General features: G+C 72.3%; 14 protein-coding genes and 1 pseudogene. 5 read left to right on the top strand and 10 right to left on the bottom strand.

The features are described from left to right. Positions 1-177: 177 nt before the first annotated feature. The 4 genes and pseudogenes from QRX50_RS18195 to QRX50_RS18180 form a co-directional block, all read right to left on the bottom strand. Entirely contained in the window at positions 178-3549 is a 3372-nt protein-coding gene (locus QRX50_RS18195; RefSeq protein WP_285973124.1) for a TM0106 family RecB-like putative nuclease, read from the bottom strand. Positions 3550-3639: 90 nt separating this feature from the next. Then, positions 3640-4547, bottom strand: a pseudogene (locus QRX50_RS18190) (ribonuclease Z). A gap of 227 nt (positions 4548-4774) precedes the next feature. Then, entirely contained in the window at positions 4775-5170 is a 396-nt protein-coding gene (locus QRX50_RS18185) for a type II toxin-antitoxin system VapC family toxin (RefSeq protein WP_285973123.1), read from the bottom strand. Between the two features lie 178 nt (positions 5171-5348). Continuing rightward, on the bottom strand, positions 5349-6197 hold the full coding sequence (locus tag QRX50_RS18180; protein WP_285974495.1) for a LysR family transcriptional regulator: 849 nt from the start codon (positions 6195-6197) through the stop codon (positions 5349-5351). A 128-nt stretch (positions 6198-6325) separates the two neighbouring features. On the opposite strand from QRX50_RS18180, the gene QRX50_RS18175 reads away from it, so the two are divergent. Together QRX50_RS18175 and QRX50_RS18170 are read left to right on the top strand one after the other, a co-directional pair. After that, entirely contained in the window at positions 6326-7030 is a 705-nt protein-coding gene (locus QRX50_RS18175) for an SDR family oxidoreductase (RefSeq protein ID WP_285973122.1), read from the top strand. A gap of 63 nt (positions 7031-7093) precedes the next feature. Beyond that, complete coding sequence (locus QRX50_RS18170; RefSeq protein ID WP_285973121.1) at positions 7094-7930, top strand: alpha/beta hydrolase; 837 nt, start codon at positions 7094-7096, stop codon at positions 7928-7930. Here QRX50_RS18170 and QRX50_RS18165 read toward each other — a convergent pair. From QRX50_RS18165 to QRX50_RS18155, 3 genes are all read right to left on the bottom strand, one after another. Beyond that, positions 7917-8405: a hypothetical protein gene (locus QRX50_RS18165; protein WP_285973120.1), complete on the bottom strand. Its 489-nt coding sequence runs from the start codon at positions 8403-8405 to the stop codon at positions 7917-7919. The two genes, QRX50_RS18170 and QRX50_RS18165, sit on opposite strands and share 14 nt — an antisense overlap. 84 nt (positions 8406-8489) lie before the next feature. Beyond that, positions 8490-9194 (bottom strand): GNAT family N-acetyltransferase, encoded by a 705-nt coding sequence (locus QRX50_RS18160; protein WP_285973119.1) that lies wholly within the window; start codon positions 9192-9194, stop codon positions 8490-8492. 85 nt (positions 9195-9279) lie between these two features. Beyond that, positions 9280-9759 (bottom strand): SRPBCC family protein, encoded by a 480-nt coding sequence (locus QRX50_RS18155; RefSeq protein ID WP_285973118.1) that lies wholly within the window; start codon positions 9757-9759, stop codon positions 9280-9282. A 115-nt stretch (positions 9760-9874) separates the two neighbouring features. Between QRX50_RS18155 and QRX50_RS18150 the strand changes: the two genes are divergently transcribed. Further along, positions 9875-10603 carry a VOC family protein gene (locus tag QRX50_RS18150; protein ID WP_285973117.1) on the top strand — a complete coding sequence of 243 codons (729 nt, stop codon included), beginning with the start codon at positions 9875-9877 and terminating at the stop codon, positions 10601-10603. On the opposite strand, the gene QRX50_RS18145 is transcribed toward QRX50_RS18150, so the two are convergent. Beyond that, the gene (locus tag QRX50_RS18145) at positions 10581-11525 is read right to left on the bottom strand and encodes a LysR family transcriptional regulator (RefSeq protein ID WP_285973116.1); all 945 of its coding nucleotides are present in this window, start codon (positions 11523-11525) and stop codon (positions 10581-10583) included. The genes QRX50_RS18150 and QRX50_RS18145 overlap by 23 nt on opposite strands. Positions 11526-11570: 45 nt before the next feature. Continuing rightward, complete coding sequence (locus QRX50_RS18140) at positions 11571-13292, bottom strand: DUF6461 domain-containing protein (RefSeq protein WP_285973115.1); 1722 nt, start codon at positions 13290-13292, stop codon at positions 11571-11573. 123 nt (positions 13293-13415) lie between these two features. Between QRX50_RS18140 and QRX50_RS18135 the strand changes: the two genes are divergently transcribed. Then, on the top strand, positions 13416-13886 hold the full coding sequence (locus QRX50_RS18135; RefSeq protein ID WP_285973114.1) for a GNAT family N-acetyltransferase: 471 nt from the start codon (positions 13416-13418) through the stop codon (positions 13884-13886). On the opposite strand, the gene QRX50_RS18130 is transcribed toward QRX50_RS18135, so the two are convergent. Further along, on the bottom strand, positions 13887-14288 hold the full coding sequence (locus QRX50_RS18130) for a hypothetical protein (protein ID WP_285973113.1): 402 nt from the start codon (positions 14286-14288) through the stop codon (positions 13887-13889). 435 nt (positions 14289-14723) lie between these two features. On the opposite strand from QRX50_RS18130, the gene QRX50_RS18125 reads away from it, so the two are divergent. Continuing rightward, positions 14724-15410, top strand: a complete 687-nt coding sequence (locus QRX50_RS18125; RefSeq protein ID WP_285973112.1) for a FadR/GntR family transcriptional regulator — start codon at positions 14724-14726, stop codon at positions 15408-15410. The last annotated feature ends 8 nt before the right edge of the window (positions 15411-15418 follow it).

Raw genomic sequence — 15418 nt, 5'->3', positions numbered from 1 at the left:
GTCGTGCCACTCGCCGAGAGGCGACCCCCCGTGCCGACGCAAAGCCTCTCGAAGAGAAAACTCCCGCCCGCTCCCGCCGATCCCCCCATCGGCGCGGCGCCCGAGGCGGGAACCAGTGCCCCCGCTCCCGGTCCGCGCGAACTCCCCCTCCGCCGCGACGGGACCGGGGGCACGCCCTTATCCGGAGCCGGGCCAGGGCAGCGCGTCCTGCAGCAGCCCGAGCATCCCCGACACCAGCCGCATCTGCTCGACCGTGCGGATGTCGGCCTCCAGCAGGTGCGGCGAACACACCAGCACCGCCACCGACTGAGCCCGCGAGAGCGCGACGTTCAGCCGGTTGCGCGACAGCAGGAAGTCGAGCCCGCGCGGAAGGTCGACGGCCGAGGACGACGTCATCGTCGTCACCACCACCGGCGCCTCCTGGCCCTGGAACCGGTCGACCGTGCCCACGCGGACGTCGCCGAAGCCGGCGTCGGCCAGCGCGCGCGTGACGACGCGGGCCTGCAGGTTGTAGGGCGCCACCACGAGGAAATCGGCGTCCGTCAGCGGACGGCCCTCCCACGTGCGCTCGTGCAGCGCCGAGATCACCGAGACGACCTCGGCCGCCTCCTCCACCGAACGCGTCGTGTTCCCGCGGTGCTCCACCGACGCCAGGTACAGCCCCGAGGCGACCCCGTCGACCGACCGCGACGCCGACGGGTGCGAGTGCAGCAACCCCGCGTACGACAGCCGCGACACCGGCGCGCACACCGCCGGGTGCATGCGTCGCGTCTGGTCGAGGAAGTAGCCCAGGTGCGCCGGCATGATGTCGGCGTCGCCGATCAGATGCCCCAGCGCCGACGCCTCCGCGCCCGCCGGGTGCGTGCCCTGCACCACCTGCGGCAGCTGCTGCGGATCACCCAGCAGCACCACGTTCTTCGCGCACGTCGACACGGCCAGCGCGTCGGCCAGGGCGAACTGGCCGGCCTCGTCGATCACGAGCACGTCGAACGGCTCCGCGCGCACGGCCGCGTTCGCGAACGTCCACGCCGTGCCGCCCACGAGGTGCCCGGTGTCGTGTTCCTCCCGCCAGCGCACCAGCGCGTTGTTGTTCTTCGGCTGCTCCCACGGCGCCGAGGGGTCCGGCGTCCGCTTCGCGCGCTTGGCGCAAGCCAGCGAAGGATCGTTGCCCAGCGCAGCCGAAAGCACGTTCTCCACGGCCTTGTGGCTGTTGGACGTGACCCCGACCGTCCGGCCCGAACGCACGAGGTGCGCGATCAGCTTGCCCGCCAGGTAGGTCTTCCCCGCGCCCGGCGGGCCCTGCACCGCGAGCACGGAACCGTCGAGCGCGTCGACGGCCTCGATCACCGTCGCGACCAGATCCTCACCCGCGGCAGGCAACGCGCCGCCGTTCCGCAGCCGCGGCGCCGTGCGGCGCAGCAGGTCCACCCCAGGGTGCTTCGGCAACACGGGCAGGGTTTCGCCGACGAGCCGCGCGAGATCCGCCACGGCCTCGTCCTTCGGCGACGGCCGCACCGGGCTGCCGGGCAGCACCGCGGCCGGGCGGTCGTTCGACGTCGCGTCGGGCGCGCTGCTCTCCTCCAGCGTCAGCTCGACGGCCGAGGAAGCCACCACCTTCGCGTCGCGCGCGTCGGCGCCGTAACGCAAGCGCACGTCGTCGCCTGGCGCGAACGGGTGCGGCCGGTCCGGGTCGCACGCCACGATGAGCGTCCGCTTCGCCGTGCGCAGCCGGCCGGACGGCGGCACCCACTCGCCGACCGACACCGAAACGGGCACCGCGCACGTGGTGTCGATCTCCAGGTCGCCGAGCGGAGCGGCGAGCTGCCGGAAGAACTCCCACCACGCCGGGTTCGTCTCGCGCCGGTGGTAGCCCACGGACGCGGCGAGCAGCGCGCGGGCGTGGTCGTCCGGGGTGAACTCCGCCGGGTCGTCGGGCAAGCCGTCGAGCAGGGGATCGACGAGCGCCGCCAGCGCGGCCGCGCGCTCCGCCCGTCGTTGCGCCGCGACGTCTTCCTCGGTCTCCCGCAGCAGAGCGTCCACATCGGACTCCGGCGCCGGCTCGACGAGCTCGATGCCCTCGTCCACGCGCACCCGGTGCAGGAACTCCAGCAACCGCAAGGTGGACACGCAGTCGTACTCGTTGTACTCACCGATGCCGCGCAGCACTTCGCCGGCCCGCTCCGGCTCGCCGGCGGCCGTCAGCGTGAGGTAGTCCTCGTACGCCTCGATGCTGGACGCGGCCGTCTTCACGTCGCCCTCGCGCGCGGCGGGCATGTAGAGCGGCTCGAGGTACTTGATCGAGTACGACCGCTGCCCGACCCGCAACGCCTTGCGTACCACCGCGTACAGGTCCACGAGCGCGCCGCCCCGCAGCAGCTCGTCCACCACTTCCTCCCGGGTGCCGTGCACGGCGGCGAGGCGCTTGATGGCGGTGACCTCATACGGCGCGTAGTGGTAGACGTGCGCGCCGGGGTGTTCGGCCAGCCGCGCGGTGGCGAAGTCCACGAACTCCTCGAACGCCCGCTTTTCCTGTGCCCGGGAGTGGGCCCAGAACGGGGTGAACCGCTGGCCCTCGGCGTCGTCTGTCACCGCGCCGAACAGGTACTCGAGGCCGGCGCCCGCGAGCGCGTACGGGTCGCCTTCCATGTCGAAGAAGACGTCGCCCGGGCTCGGCGGCGGCAGCTCGGCGAGGGCGGCGGGGTCGATCACCTCGTAGGCGAGCTCGCCCGTCTCGTCCTGGCGCACCTGGATCGCGGCCTGCGCGCGCAGCGTGGTGTAGGTCGTCGCCGACATGTCGCGCGGCCGGTCGTCCGGACCGGCGGCGGCGAGCTTGTCGATCGTGGCGAGCCCGGCCGTCACGAGCTTGCGCCGCTGGTCTCCGCGCATGCCCGCGACGAGCGACAGGTCGCGGTCCGCCTCCCGCGCCGTCGAGCAGTGCTGCGCGAAGCGGCACGCGCCGCACGCCGGCCGTTCATCGGCCCACAGCTGCACCGGCAGCCGGGCCGGGCGGGCGCGCAGCCGCGAGCGCAGGCGGGCGAGCAGCGGGAGGAAGTCGTCGACGCGCAGCGTGCGCGTGGTGCCGTCGCCCAGCAGCAGGTGCATGTCCGGACCAGCGGGCCACCCGGCTCGGCGCAACGCATCGGCGTACGCGGTCAGCTGGACCACGGCGGACGGCTTGGCGTGCCGGGCGAGCTTGGTGTCGTAGACCTCGTAGCGGCCTTCGTCGTCGCGCAGCAGGAAATCGGCGCGGCCGGTGAACTCGTCGTCGTGGAACACGGCCTGGTAGACCACGGGCGCGCCCGCGCGCAGCGCCTCGGCCGTCGCCTTCGCGGCGACGACCGGGTCCCGCTCCTCGATCTCCACGACCTTGCGTTCGGCGCGCAGCCGCCCGAGCGTCGCCTCCTCGTGCGCGCGCCCGTGCTTCACGGCCAGCTGATCAGGTCCTGAGCCGGGCCTCGGCGCGCCGGGCAGCCCCGCCGCCAGCGCCTGCGTGAGGACGCTCCGGTGCTCGCACTCGAGCAGATCGGCGAGATCGGACGGTGTGTACATCGCCCGGAAGTCTGGCACGACCGCCGGCGCGCCTCGCCCACCCCGGGCACCGACACGCCGACGGCCCAGGTCACAGCCGCTGCCAGGACGTCAGCGCCGGCGGGGCAGCGGGATCACGTCGAAGTCGCGCGCCACGTGGATCTCCCCGTCGAACACCTGCGCCGCCTCCTCCCCGAACGCGTCGGCCTCCGGATAGGGGTAGCGCTGCGAGAAGTGGGTCAGCACGAGCTTGCGCACGCCCGCCTCGGCGGCGAGGCGGCCGGCGTCGGTGCTGGTGAGGTGGCCGTAACGGGTGGCGATGTCGGCGTCGGCGGCGCGGAAGGTCGACTCGGCGACCAGCAGGTCCGCGTCGCGCGCGCAGTCGAGGGCTCCCGCGCACGGGGGCGTGTCCATAACGAACGCCACGACCTGTCCGGGCTTCGGCTCGCTGACGTCTGCGAGGTGAACGGTGCGGCCGTCGATCGCCAGCGAACCCTCCCGCCGCAGCCGGCTGATGTCCGGACCTCGGACGCCGGCCGCGGCCAGGCGGTCGGGGAGCATGCGGATGCCGTCGGGTTCGGTGTAGCGGTAGCCGAAACAGTCGATGCGGTGGTCGAGGACATGGGCGGACATCGGGCCGTCGGTCCAGCCGTCGGCGAGCACCGGCCGCGGGACGACCTCGGCGCGCTCGTGGTAGCCGGTGGAGTAGCGCAGCCGCTCGAAAAACGCCCGGCCGGAGGCCGGGTAGTGGCAGCGCACGGGCCGCGGCACGGCGTCGAGCGACAGCCGCTGCAGCACGGCGGAGAGGCCGAGACTGTGGTCGCCGTGGAAGTGGGTGATGCAGATGCGCGTGAGCTCCGCGCCGGCCACGCCGGCGTGGGTCATCTGCCGCTGCGTGCCCTCCCCGGGTCGAACAGAACGCCGTCGGTGTCGAAGCGCAGGAGGTACCCGTTGTGGTTGCGGTGCCGGGTCGGCGTCTGGCTCGCCGACCCGAGCACCACGAGCTCACGTCGTGACATACCGCCATCTTCGACAATCACCGGCCACCGGGGAAAAGCGGACGGCCGCCCAGTCCATTCCGGGCTCCCGGCGGAGCTCGAGAATTATCGTGCCGGGACAGCGAAACGCTCCCGACTCCGGGAAAGCCGGCCGCGCCGGCGCGCACGGCCACACCCCCTGACCGCCGACGCGACAAAGGCCTGTGCCGCCGGGAAATCCAGGCGGCACAGGCCTTGTGGAATCGGCTTCAGCTCAACGCGGTGAAGCGTGCGAGGGGAACCGAACCCGCGAGTTCCTTGGCCAGCTTCGCATCGAGCGTCACCAGCGCGTCGCCGTGCAGCCGCGTCAACGCGACATACTCGGCGACGAATGTGTCGGCCCAGTCGAGCTCATCCGCGACCTTCCACGCCGTGGCCTGGAGCACGCGGTCGCCGAGCAGCCGGATCCGAAGCCCGCGCACGTAGTCGAGGTGGCGTTCGGCGTCCTTCTTGGTCAGTTCCCCATTGCGCACGCGCACGTACAGCAGCGACAGCGCGTGCGAGCGAATCAGCGTCGGCGCGAGCAACTGGTGCTCCGCGCCGATCACGGCCCGTTCCTCGGCCAACCGGATCGCCACGTCCGGCCCGATCACGTACTTCGCCACCGCATCAGCCTACCGGCGCGAACAAAACCGGCGTGCCGCGAGCTGATGCTCGAGTTCGTGGCGTTGCCATTGGGGATCGTCGTCGTGGCGTCGCGGATCGTGCTTGGCCAGCCGGGCGCAGCGCGGGCAGACGACCACTGAGCGCTCCCGATAAGACCATCCACAACGGACACCAGGATCAACTCCCGGAGTCCTCGAGCTGCTCCAGGAACGCCCGCGCGGCCGGCGACGCGCTCGCGCTCACGGCCACCGCGACGGTCCGCGGCGTGCGCGGCACCAAGGGCCGCAGCACGGTGCCGTCGAGACGCGGCACGCCGACCGACGGCAGGATGCTCACACCCAGCCGTGCCCGAACCATCTCCAGCACGGCCGACATCTCGCGGGCCTCGAACGTCGCCTCCAGGTGAACCCCGGCCTGCTCGGCGGCCGCCGAGAACACCTGCGCGCAGCCGCCCGTCGGGCGGACGAACGGCTCCTCGGCTAGGTCCGCATAGGACACGGCCTCGCGCTCCGCCAGCCGATGGCCGGCGGGCAGCACGGCGCACATCTCGTGGCTGTCGAGCAGCACCGTCCGCAGGCCGGGGGCGGGCAGCGTGACCACGGCGGCATCGGCGACACCCAGGTCGAGCCAGTCCCGCACCTCCTGGTCGCTGCCCTCGATCAGGCGCACCGCGACGAGCGGGTGGCGCTCGGTGAACGCCCGCAGCTCGGCGGGCAGCCGTGTGCCCGTGGCGGTGGGCAGGCTGGCGATTCGCAGTGTCCCGGTGATCTGGCCCGCCACCTCGGCGACCTCGGCACGCAGCAGATCCACCTGCCGCACGGCCTCGCGCGCCCGCCGGACGGCGCGTTCGCCGGCTTCGGTGAGGGTGACGCCCGTGCGCTGGCGGACGAGCAGCGGCGCGCCGAGCTCGGCCTCCAGCGTGGCGACCGAGCGGCTCACCGCGGGCTGCGCCATGCCGAGGCGCTCGCCCGCGGCCGTGAAGCCGCCGTGGTCGGCCACGGCCAGGAGCACCTTGAGCTGCTGCATCGTCGTCACGAGGACCTCCCGCCATGATCGCCGCGGCATGCTGCCATAACGCGAAGGACATTTCCCACGGCTCATCCAGAACATTACCGTCATGGTGTTACCGAGCAAAACAAGAGGAGTCACCAGTCATGCGAGTGCTGATCACCGGGGCGTCGAAGGGCATCGGCCGGACGGTCGTCGACCGGCTGGCCGCCGAGGGCCACCACCCGATCGGCCTGGCGCGCACCGCGCCGGCCGAGTTCCCCGGCAGCTTCCACGCCGTCGACCTCGGCGACCGCGACGCCACCGCGGCGACGCTCGAGAAGGTCCTCGCGGAAGGTCCCGTCGACGCGGTGGTGAACAACGTCGGCTTCGCCAAGCTGGCGCCGCTCGGGTCGATCGACCTCGACGACATCGCCCACGCCTACGACCTGAACTTCCGCACCGCGGTGCAGGTGACCCAGGCCGTGCTGCCCGGGATGCTGGCCGCCGGGCGGGGCCGGATCGTCAACGTCACCAGCATGGTCACGCTGGGCACCGCGAACCGCACCACCTACGCGGGTTCGAAAGCGGCGCTCGAGACCGCCACCGCCATCTGGGCCGGGGAGCTCGGGGCCAGCGGCATCACCGTGAACGCCGTCGCGCCCGGGCCGACGGAGACCGAGCTGTTCCGCCGCGGCACCCCCGCCGGGTCCGAAGCCGAAGCCCGGTTCCTGGAGAAGCTGCCGGTCGGCCGGCTCGGGCGTCCGGCGGAGATCGCCCACGCCATCTGTTTCCTGCTTTCCGAGGACGCGGGGTTCGTCACCGGCCAGATCTTGCGCGTCGACGGTGGAGGGAGCATCGCCACAGCCTGAGGCCGCCGCGGACAGCACAAAAAGCACGGCGGCCGGCTGACCGATTCGGGCAGGATCGCCGGTATGGCACCCACCTTCGTCCTCGTCCACGGTTCGAACGCCCCCGGTCGCTGCTTCACCTCACTACAGCGCGAGCTCGCGTTGCTCGGCCACCGCTCGCTCGCGGTCGACCTGCCCGGCCACGGCACGGCGGGGTTCTCGGCGGCGTACCAGGCGCAGGACCTGGCGACGTTCGCCACCGAACCGTCGCCGCTGGCGGGCGTGACCCACGCCGAGGTGGTGGCGGCGCTGACAGACGTGGTCCGGCGGGCGCGCGAGCACGGACCGGTGGTCCTCGTGGGGCACAGCCGAGGCGGGATGGCGGTCACGAGCGTCGCGAACGCCGTGCCGGACCTGCTGGCGCGCACGGTGTACCTGACGGCGTGGTGCTGCGTGACCGGCGGCCCCGCCCACTACCTGCAAGACCCGGCCCACGTGCCGACGGCACTCCTCGAAGCGGCCACCGTCAGGGTCGGTGATCCGGAGCAGCTCGGCGTGCTGCGCATGAACTGGCGCACCGCCGACCCGACGCAGCTCGCCGCGTTGAAGCGGGCGATTCTGGCAGACGGCACCGACGCCGAGCTGCTGTCGTTCCTGGCCGGCATGGATCCGGACGAGAGCCTGGACGGCGGCGACGACGTCATCGACGCCGCCACCTGGGGCCGGGTGCCGCACACCTACGTGCGCTTCACCCGCGACGAAAGCATGCCGGTGGCCCTGCAGGACACCTTCATCAAGGAGGCCGACGCACGCACACCCGACAACTCGTTCGACGTCCACTCGATCGAAGCGTCCCACGTCGGGCCACTCATTCACTCCGCCGAGCTCGCCTCGTTGCTGGCGAGCCTCACACTCCGGTAGACGAACCAGGGCGCACGATCATCAGCACCGTGACCACGGCCCACAGCAGGTTGAACACCCCCGTCGTCATGCCCAGCCGGCCGGCGACGCGGGTGTCCAGCGCGGTCGCCACAGAGGACCCGGCCGACACGGAAGACTCGGCCGGCACCGCACCGTCGCCCGCGGGCCCAGCCAGCGCGGCCCGCTGGCCCGGCAGCACGAACACCAGCAGCACCACCGCGGCCACCGCCGTCAGCGCGATCGAGACGAGCACCCACGTCTGGCCCGTCACCTTCATCGTCCCGGCGACGGCGAAGCCGAACACCGGCACGGCGATCGACACCCACGCATACACGCGGCTAATGCGGTGCAGCAACGCCAACGTCGAGCGATCACCCCGCTTCAGCGCGGCGGGGAACATACTGGCGGCCACGGCCACGGGCCCGACGGCGAGGATCGCCGCCAGCACGTGGATCGACAGGAAGACTTTGCTCACGGCCCTGACGCTAGCCCTCGCGTTTCACCGCCCGGAACCGGCTGGATCGCCGTGTTCCACCGGATTCTCGCCAGTCGCCGGAAACTAGCGCTTGTCCGCTTCGGGCACCTGCACCGCGAGGAACACCAACGTCCGGTTCAGTGTGAAGCCCAGGTGCTCGTACAGCCGGATCGCGCCGACGTTCGACGCGGCGGCGTGCAGGAACGGCAGCTCACCGCGCTCACGAATGCCCGCCGCGACCGCGCGGATCAGCCGCGCCGCCAAGCCCTGGCCGCGGAAGGCCGGATCGGTGCAGACCGCGCTGATCTCCGTCCAGCCGGGCGGATGAAAGCGTTCGCCGGCCATCGCGATGAGGGCGCCGTCGCGGCGGATACCCAGGTAGGTACCCAGCGAGATGGTGCGCGGCAGGAACGGGCCGGGCTGCGTGCGGGCGACGAGGTCGAGCATCTGGGGCACGTCGGCTTCGGTCAGGCGGACGGCTTCCGCATCGGGAGCCACGGTCAATCCCGTGCCCTCGAGCTGCACACCCGGCGTCTCCCCGAGCACGGTCCAGCCCGCGGGCGCGGGACCCGTCGCGCCGGCGATCACGGCCGTGCCGCCGGGCCCGGCGAGGTCGGCGATGTCACGCCAGACGTGCTCGTCCGGCTGATCCGGCAGGGCGACGAAGGGCGCGACGTCCGCGGGGTAGCGCAGGACCTGGCCCTTCTGCTCGGCCAAGTGCGCGTGCGGTCCGGTCAGCGCTGCCCACACCGGGTTGTCGAGCGGCGACGAGCTCATCCTGCCTGCCATTTCGTAGAGGGAGCGACACTCCAGAATGCGGCGGCGGCCAAGCGTTCTGCCACCCGATCCCACATGCTGGGTGCGCGGCCCCGAACTACGCGCGCAGCGCCTCGAACGACTCCTTCAGCGCCGGGTAGTAGTCGTCGAACGACGGGCGAGCGGTGTCGTCGCGCGCGGCGACCAGCAGATCGAGGTAGTACTCCCACCCGGGCCCGATCTCGCCGATGCCGTCGGTGCTCGTCAGGTGGTGCACCAGGCGCAGCTCGGTCCCATCCTCCACTTCGGACACGAGCAGATCCATCGGCCAGCCGCCGGCGTCCGCCATGCCCAGCACGGCCAGCCGCCGCGGCGCCTCACACGCGTCGACGCGCATGGCGATCCACGGCTTGCCCTCCTCGAACACCAGCTGCACCCGGACCGTTTTCCCGGGCGCGCCCTCGCCTTCCCACGGTCCGAACCACAGCGCCGTGCGGTGCGGCTGCGTCACGTCGGCCCAGACGTCTTCGGGTGTCGTCGCGAACGTGCGGCGCAGCACGAGGTCGATCCCGTCGTCGGTGCGTACCAGCTCTGCCATGAGTGGTCCCCTTCCGCGTCGAGGACGCCAGGGTAGCCGCGAACCGGGCAAATCAGGCCGGAAACTGGCCGGATGGGGTTCTACCGTTCGAAACCACGACGTCGAAAGGATTCCGATGAGCCCCGTCGAGACCAACCAGCCGCTGGGCACGCCGACCTGGATCGACCTGGCCGTGCCCGACCTCGACCGCTCGCGGGCCTTCTACGGCGCCGTCTTCGGCTGGGACTTCGACGGCGGCGACTGCCTCCTGCGCGGCCTCCCCGTCGCCGGCCTGCACCACGCGGCCGACCCCGCACCCGGCTGGCAGGTCCACCTCGCGACGGACGACTGCGCCGCCACCGCCGAAGCCGTCACCGCGGCCGGCGGCACCCTCCTGCGCGAACCGCACGACGTCGGGGACCGCGGCCGCGCCGCCCTCGCCGTGGACCCATCCGGCGCGCGCTTCGGTCTGTGGGAGGGCCACGCGTTCCCCGGCGCCCGCCTGGTCAACGAGCCCGACACCCTCGTGCGCAACGACCTCGTCACCCCCGCCGCGGCCGAAGCGCGCACGTTCTACTGCACCGTCTTCGGCTTCCTGCTCGACGGCAACGACGACCTGCCCGAGGCGGACTTCACCTTCCTGCGCCGCCCCGACGGCCACGAGGTCGGCGGCATCTTCAACCTCCGAGAGGCCACCACTTCGGCCTGGGCCACCACTTTCGAAGTCGCCGACGCCGACGCAGCAGCCACGAAGGTCCGCGCTGCGGGCGGCGAAGTCGCTTCAGTGGAGGGGACGCCGTACGGGCGGATGGCAACCGTGACGGACCCGTTCGGCACCGGCTTCACGATGATCGCGCGCCCCTGACCAGGTCGCGGCGCACGTGCTCCGGCACCCAGCTCGCGCCGGCCGGCCTCGCCCACCCTCGCCGCACGAACGCGACCAGCTCGGCCAGCCCGCGGTGACCGGTCCCCGGACGCCACACCAGTGACCACGGGTAACACGGCACCGGCTCGACCACCGGGATGCGCTGCAGATCGTGCCGCTCAGGCCACGCGATGCGGATCTTCTCGCCGACGAACGTGAACAGCGTGCGCGACTCCGCCAGCGTGTCGAGCAGCGCTTCGAGCCCGAAGTTCGGCCCGGCCGGGTCGACGTCCACGCCGAACTCCGCCGACAGCTCGGCGTAAAAACCCTCCCACTCGCTGCCGCGCCGGATCCCCGGCACCCAGGCGCGGTGCTCGGCGACCTCGGCCAGGCGCACCTCCCGCCGCCCGGCCAGCGGATGCCCCGGCCCGACCACGATCTGCAACGGCTCGAGGTACGCGTACACGTGCTTCAGCCCCTCCGGCGGCTCACGCAGGTACGTGAACCCGGCGTCGACCGCGCCCGCGCGCAGCTCCCGCAACGTCTCGGCCGCGCCGCTGGAAGTGAGCATCTCCATCGGCACCTCGCGGTGCTCGCGGTGGAACTCGCGGAACACCTCGGCCGCCGCCAGCCGCCGCCCGAGCACGTCCACGCGCAGCGGCCGCGTCTCCCGCTGGACCGACTCCACCGCGTCGGCCACCGCGCTCAGCACCGCCTTCGCGCGCGGCAGGAACGTCCGCCCGTCCACCGTCAGCGACGCGCCCGCCGCGACCCGCTCGAACAGCACGACACCCAGCTCGCCCTCCAGCCCCGCCACCCGCTTCGACACGGCCTGCTGGCTGATCCCCAGCCGCCCGGCCGCGAGCCGGAACTGCCCCTCCTCCGCGACCGCGACGAAGGCACGGAGTGCTTCGAAGTTCATGCCCTCCAGTGTCGCCTCACCCCGGCGGCGGGACCCGCCCGGCCGTCACCGGTCCGCCAAGGGATAACCCATGCCGGCGTCATAGATCTCGTCGAAGTCCTCGACCGTGAGTCCTCGTCCGGTGAACCGTTCGACGGCCACCAGGCCCTTCGCATACCGGTCCCGCCAATCGTCGAAGTCCAGCCCCTCGACCGCGGCGGCCACTGCCGGATCGGCGCCGAGCGGCCGGCCGAGTTCGTCTGAAGCGAGGAGTTCGCCGTCGCGGGCGAAGGAGAGCCGCGTGACGGCGTTGACGTTCCAGAACATGCTCGCGGCGCGCCCTCCTCGCGACAGTTCGGCCAGCACGTCGTCCTGCGCACCGCGAAACCCGTTCTCCTCGATGGCCAGTACGATTCCGTCCACTTCGGACGCCGTTACCCACGGGCCGAACTCGAGGTCCGAGTCGAGCAGGTCTTCGATCGGTTCCGGCTCCCGGATATCCGCGCCGAACGCCTGCAACACCTCCCGCAGCGTCAACCCGGCGACCACGGTCACGGTGGCCGCCTCCGACAGCGCACTCTGGCTGACCCACCGGTACGCCGCCTCGGGCAGGTCTGCCACCGCGGGCTCCGGCTCGCCGCGGAGCCGGTGGCCCAGCCGGTCGGCTCGCGCGTGGACCACGGCCGGTGCCGACGGCGCTTCCCACACGACCAGCTCGTAGGCCTCGGTCTCGACGTCGTCGCGGCCGTACGCGTACACCCGCACCCGCAGGTCACCCGGCCGCGGCGGCGTCGCGATCCGGCGGTGGTTGTAGTGCTTCGGGCCCACGAAGGTCGCGTCGCCGCGGCGGGCCGGCCAGCTGACCTCGACGACCTCGTGCCAGCCCTGCGTGTCGATCTTCGCCGGCGGTTCGGCGAGCACCCGCATCCGGACTTCCAGCACCCCGGTTTCCCGCCCGGTCCGCACGAGCACCCCACCGTCGACGACTTCGACCAGACCGTTGTCCCCGAATCCGCCCGGCGCGGAGACCGGCCCCTCGGCCAGCGCGAACACGTGTTCGCGCACCGCCACCTGCATGGAGCCAAAGGCCGGCAGCCGGTACTCGGCGCGCTTCTTGGCGAGCACCGCTTCCTCGTACGCGACGGGCATGCTCCGGCTCGGCAGAAGAGCCGACGCCACGCCCAGCCCGAGCCCGACCTGTGCGGCGACCTTGTCGTACCCGGCATCGCCCAGCACGCCGGCCGCCGTCACCACGGCTACCGCGAGGTACGCCGCTCCGTGCGCTGCGGCGACCGCCTCTTCGTCGCCCACGGCATCCCCAGCCAGCAACCCGGCCACGGCCTCGTGCTCGACCAGCCGCGACACCAGCCCGGCGATCACCTCCGCCGAACCCGGCCGGCAAACCTCGACGAAGCGGGCTTCGCGCAACGCCTCGGCCTCGGTGTTCAAGGACCCGAAGGCGAACGTCCCGGCAACGCCGTCGCCCAGCCCCGCCGCGGCCCCCGCCACCGGCGGCAACGCGCGCACGGTGAGCTCCAACGCCCCGTGCACGCGTTCGGCGAGCCAGCCCGGCAGCTCCCGCAAGGCCCGGATCGCGTCGGCCTCCGCTGTTCCGGGCCGTGCGCGGTGTTCCTGCGCGCCGCGCCACCGGCCGAGCGCGGCCGCCGCCGCCACCGGAACCGCGGCCGCCACCTGCGGCGCCCACCGGACGACGGCCTGGACCAAAGCCGGTGTGATCTCGTCCCCGTGAGCTGCCACGGCCGTGCGGTCGGAATCGTTGTGCCCCATGGCACCCATCCTGCCCGATCACCACACGCCGAGGGGGTCTTTCTCGAACCCGGCCCGAGCGAGCCGGCGCGTCCGGCTCGAACTCGATTGCGCCGCCGCCCTCCCGACCGCTAAACAGGCACCGTGGACCTCCGCCTCCTCGAAGCGACTGCCGACGACGCCGCTGAACTGCTTGTGCTCCAGCGGTGCTGCTGGGTGCAGGAAGCCCTGCTCAACAACACCCTGGAGATCCCGGCGCTGGTCGAGACCCTCGACGAGGTCCACGAGGGGATCCGCAGGTGGCGGGTGTGGGTCCTGCGGCAGGGCCCGCGCCTGGTGGGTGCCGTGCGTGGGCGACTCGAGGACGGCTCTTGGGAGGTCGGCCGCCTGATGGTCGCGCCCGACCTCGCCGGGCGCGGCCTGGGCCGGCGACTGCTGGAGCACGTGGAGAGCCAGGCGCCCGCGTCCGCGGACCGCTTCGCGCTCTTCACGGGCGCCGCGAGCAAGCGCAACATCGCGATGTACGAACGCGCCGGATACCGGCTGACCGACCAGCCCGGCCCGGCCGACGGCCACATCCGGCACGCTGTCTTCCTGGTCAAGCGCCGGGCGTGATCATCCCGTGTGCAGGTGCGCCGCCAACCGGATCCGCAAGCCGCGCACGTCGGCCGGCGCCACCGAGAACGTCTCCGCCGGCCGGTGCCCCGCGGTGTTGTTCCACCGTCCACACGGTCCGGTGACGTACGTGAACCCGTTACGCATCAGGGGAACCGACCAGATCTGCTCGCTACCGCGCCCCGCCCCGGCCCGCCGCGCGTGCCAGAACTGCGACGTCGCCATCACGTCACCCAGCGCGCCCACGAACGCGGGCACGTCCTCGTCACGCAGCCCGAGCCCCCGCCCGGCCCACACCCGCGGCAGGTCCGGCTCGCCCTCCCCGGCCCGCAGCGCCCGCCCGAACACCACCTCGGCGTCCCCGACGTCAACACTCCAGCCCGGCGCCGTGATGCGCACCATGGTTCGACTCGCTTCCTGAGTTCCGGCGCCGAGTGAACCACGCCCCCACCGAACCCGACTGAGCGATCACCGCTTCAGGAAGCGGGTTCTGCCTCGTTCCCCCGCCCGTGCGCAGCCCCGCTCCACGCCCGCCTTGCCTGGCCGCAAACCCCGCTTCGTGCCCTCGCGGCAGCTCGCGCCTCCGCCGGCCGCCAACGGACCTCGTTGAGGGCTGGGCCGCGCCGCGGGCACCCCGACGCCGGACCTGAAGGCCGTCGAGCGCATCGCGAAGGACGTCGCCGCGCGCCGCCTCGCCACCGTCGGCACGGCGTAGCCCGCACCGTCGAAGATCGACCCAAACCCTCCGGAGCTGCACTGATGCACGTTCGTCGCGAGATCCTTGACTTCAAATTGAGCAAGTGATTTAGTCAATTAACTCGCAGAACGGAGTCACCGATGACCGAAGCGCACCCGAAACCCGGGCTGTCCGAGCAGCTCGTGGAGGGGCTGCTGGAGCTGATCGCCGACGAGCGACTGGCGCCGGGCGACAGCCTGCCGACCGTGCGCGTGCTGGCCGAGCGGTTCTCCGTGACCACGCCGACGATCCGGGAAGCGCTGCGCCGCCTGCAGACCACCGACGCGGTGCGCATGCGCCACGGCTCGGGCATCTACGTCGGCGACGGGATCCACCGCACGCTCATGCCGAACCCGAACTCCGCGCCGATGAAGGACGAGCTGATCCTCCAGCTCGTCGACGCCAGGCTCACGATCGAGCCCGGCATCGCCGCGCTGACCGCGACCAACCGCAGCGAGGAAAGCCTGCAGCGCCTGGAGCTCGCGCTCGACACGGCCAAGCGCGACAGCACCGACCACCGGCCGCACCTGAACTTCCACCGCGAGCTCGCCGGCGGTTCGGGCAATCAGGTGCTCTTCGAGGTCGTCGACTCATTGCTCTCCGCGCGTGGCCGGGAGCAGAAAGCCCTGCGCGCCCTCATCGAAGACCGCCGGCGCGACTACGAGGAGCACCTCGCAATCTTCGACGCCGTGCGCTCCGGCGACGCGGCCGCCGCGGAGGAACACACCCGCCACCACCTCGAACAACTCCGCACCGAAGTGGCCCGCCAGCTCGGGCGGGCCGAATGACCGGGAAA

It is taken from the genome of Amycolatopsis sp. 2-15, from assembly GCF_030285625.1.
Classification (GTDB): domain Bacteria; phylum Actinomycetota; class Actinomycetes; order Mycobacteriales; family Pseudonocardiaceae; genus Amycolatopsis; species Amycolatopsis carbonis.
Note: the sequence above shows the minus strand (reverse complement) of the source record. Positions and strands in the feature narration are given on the sequence as shown.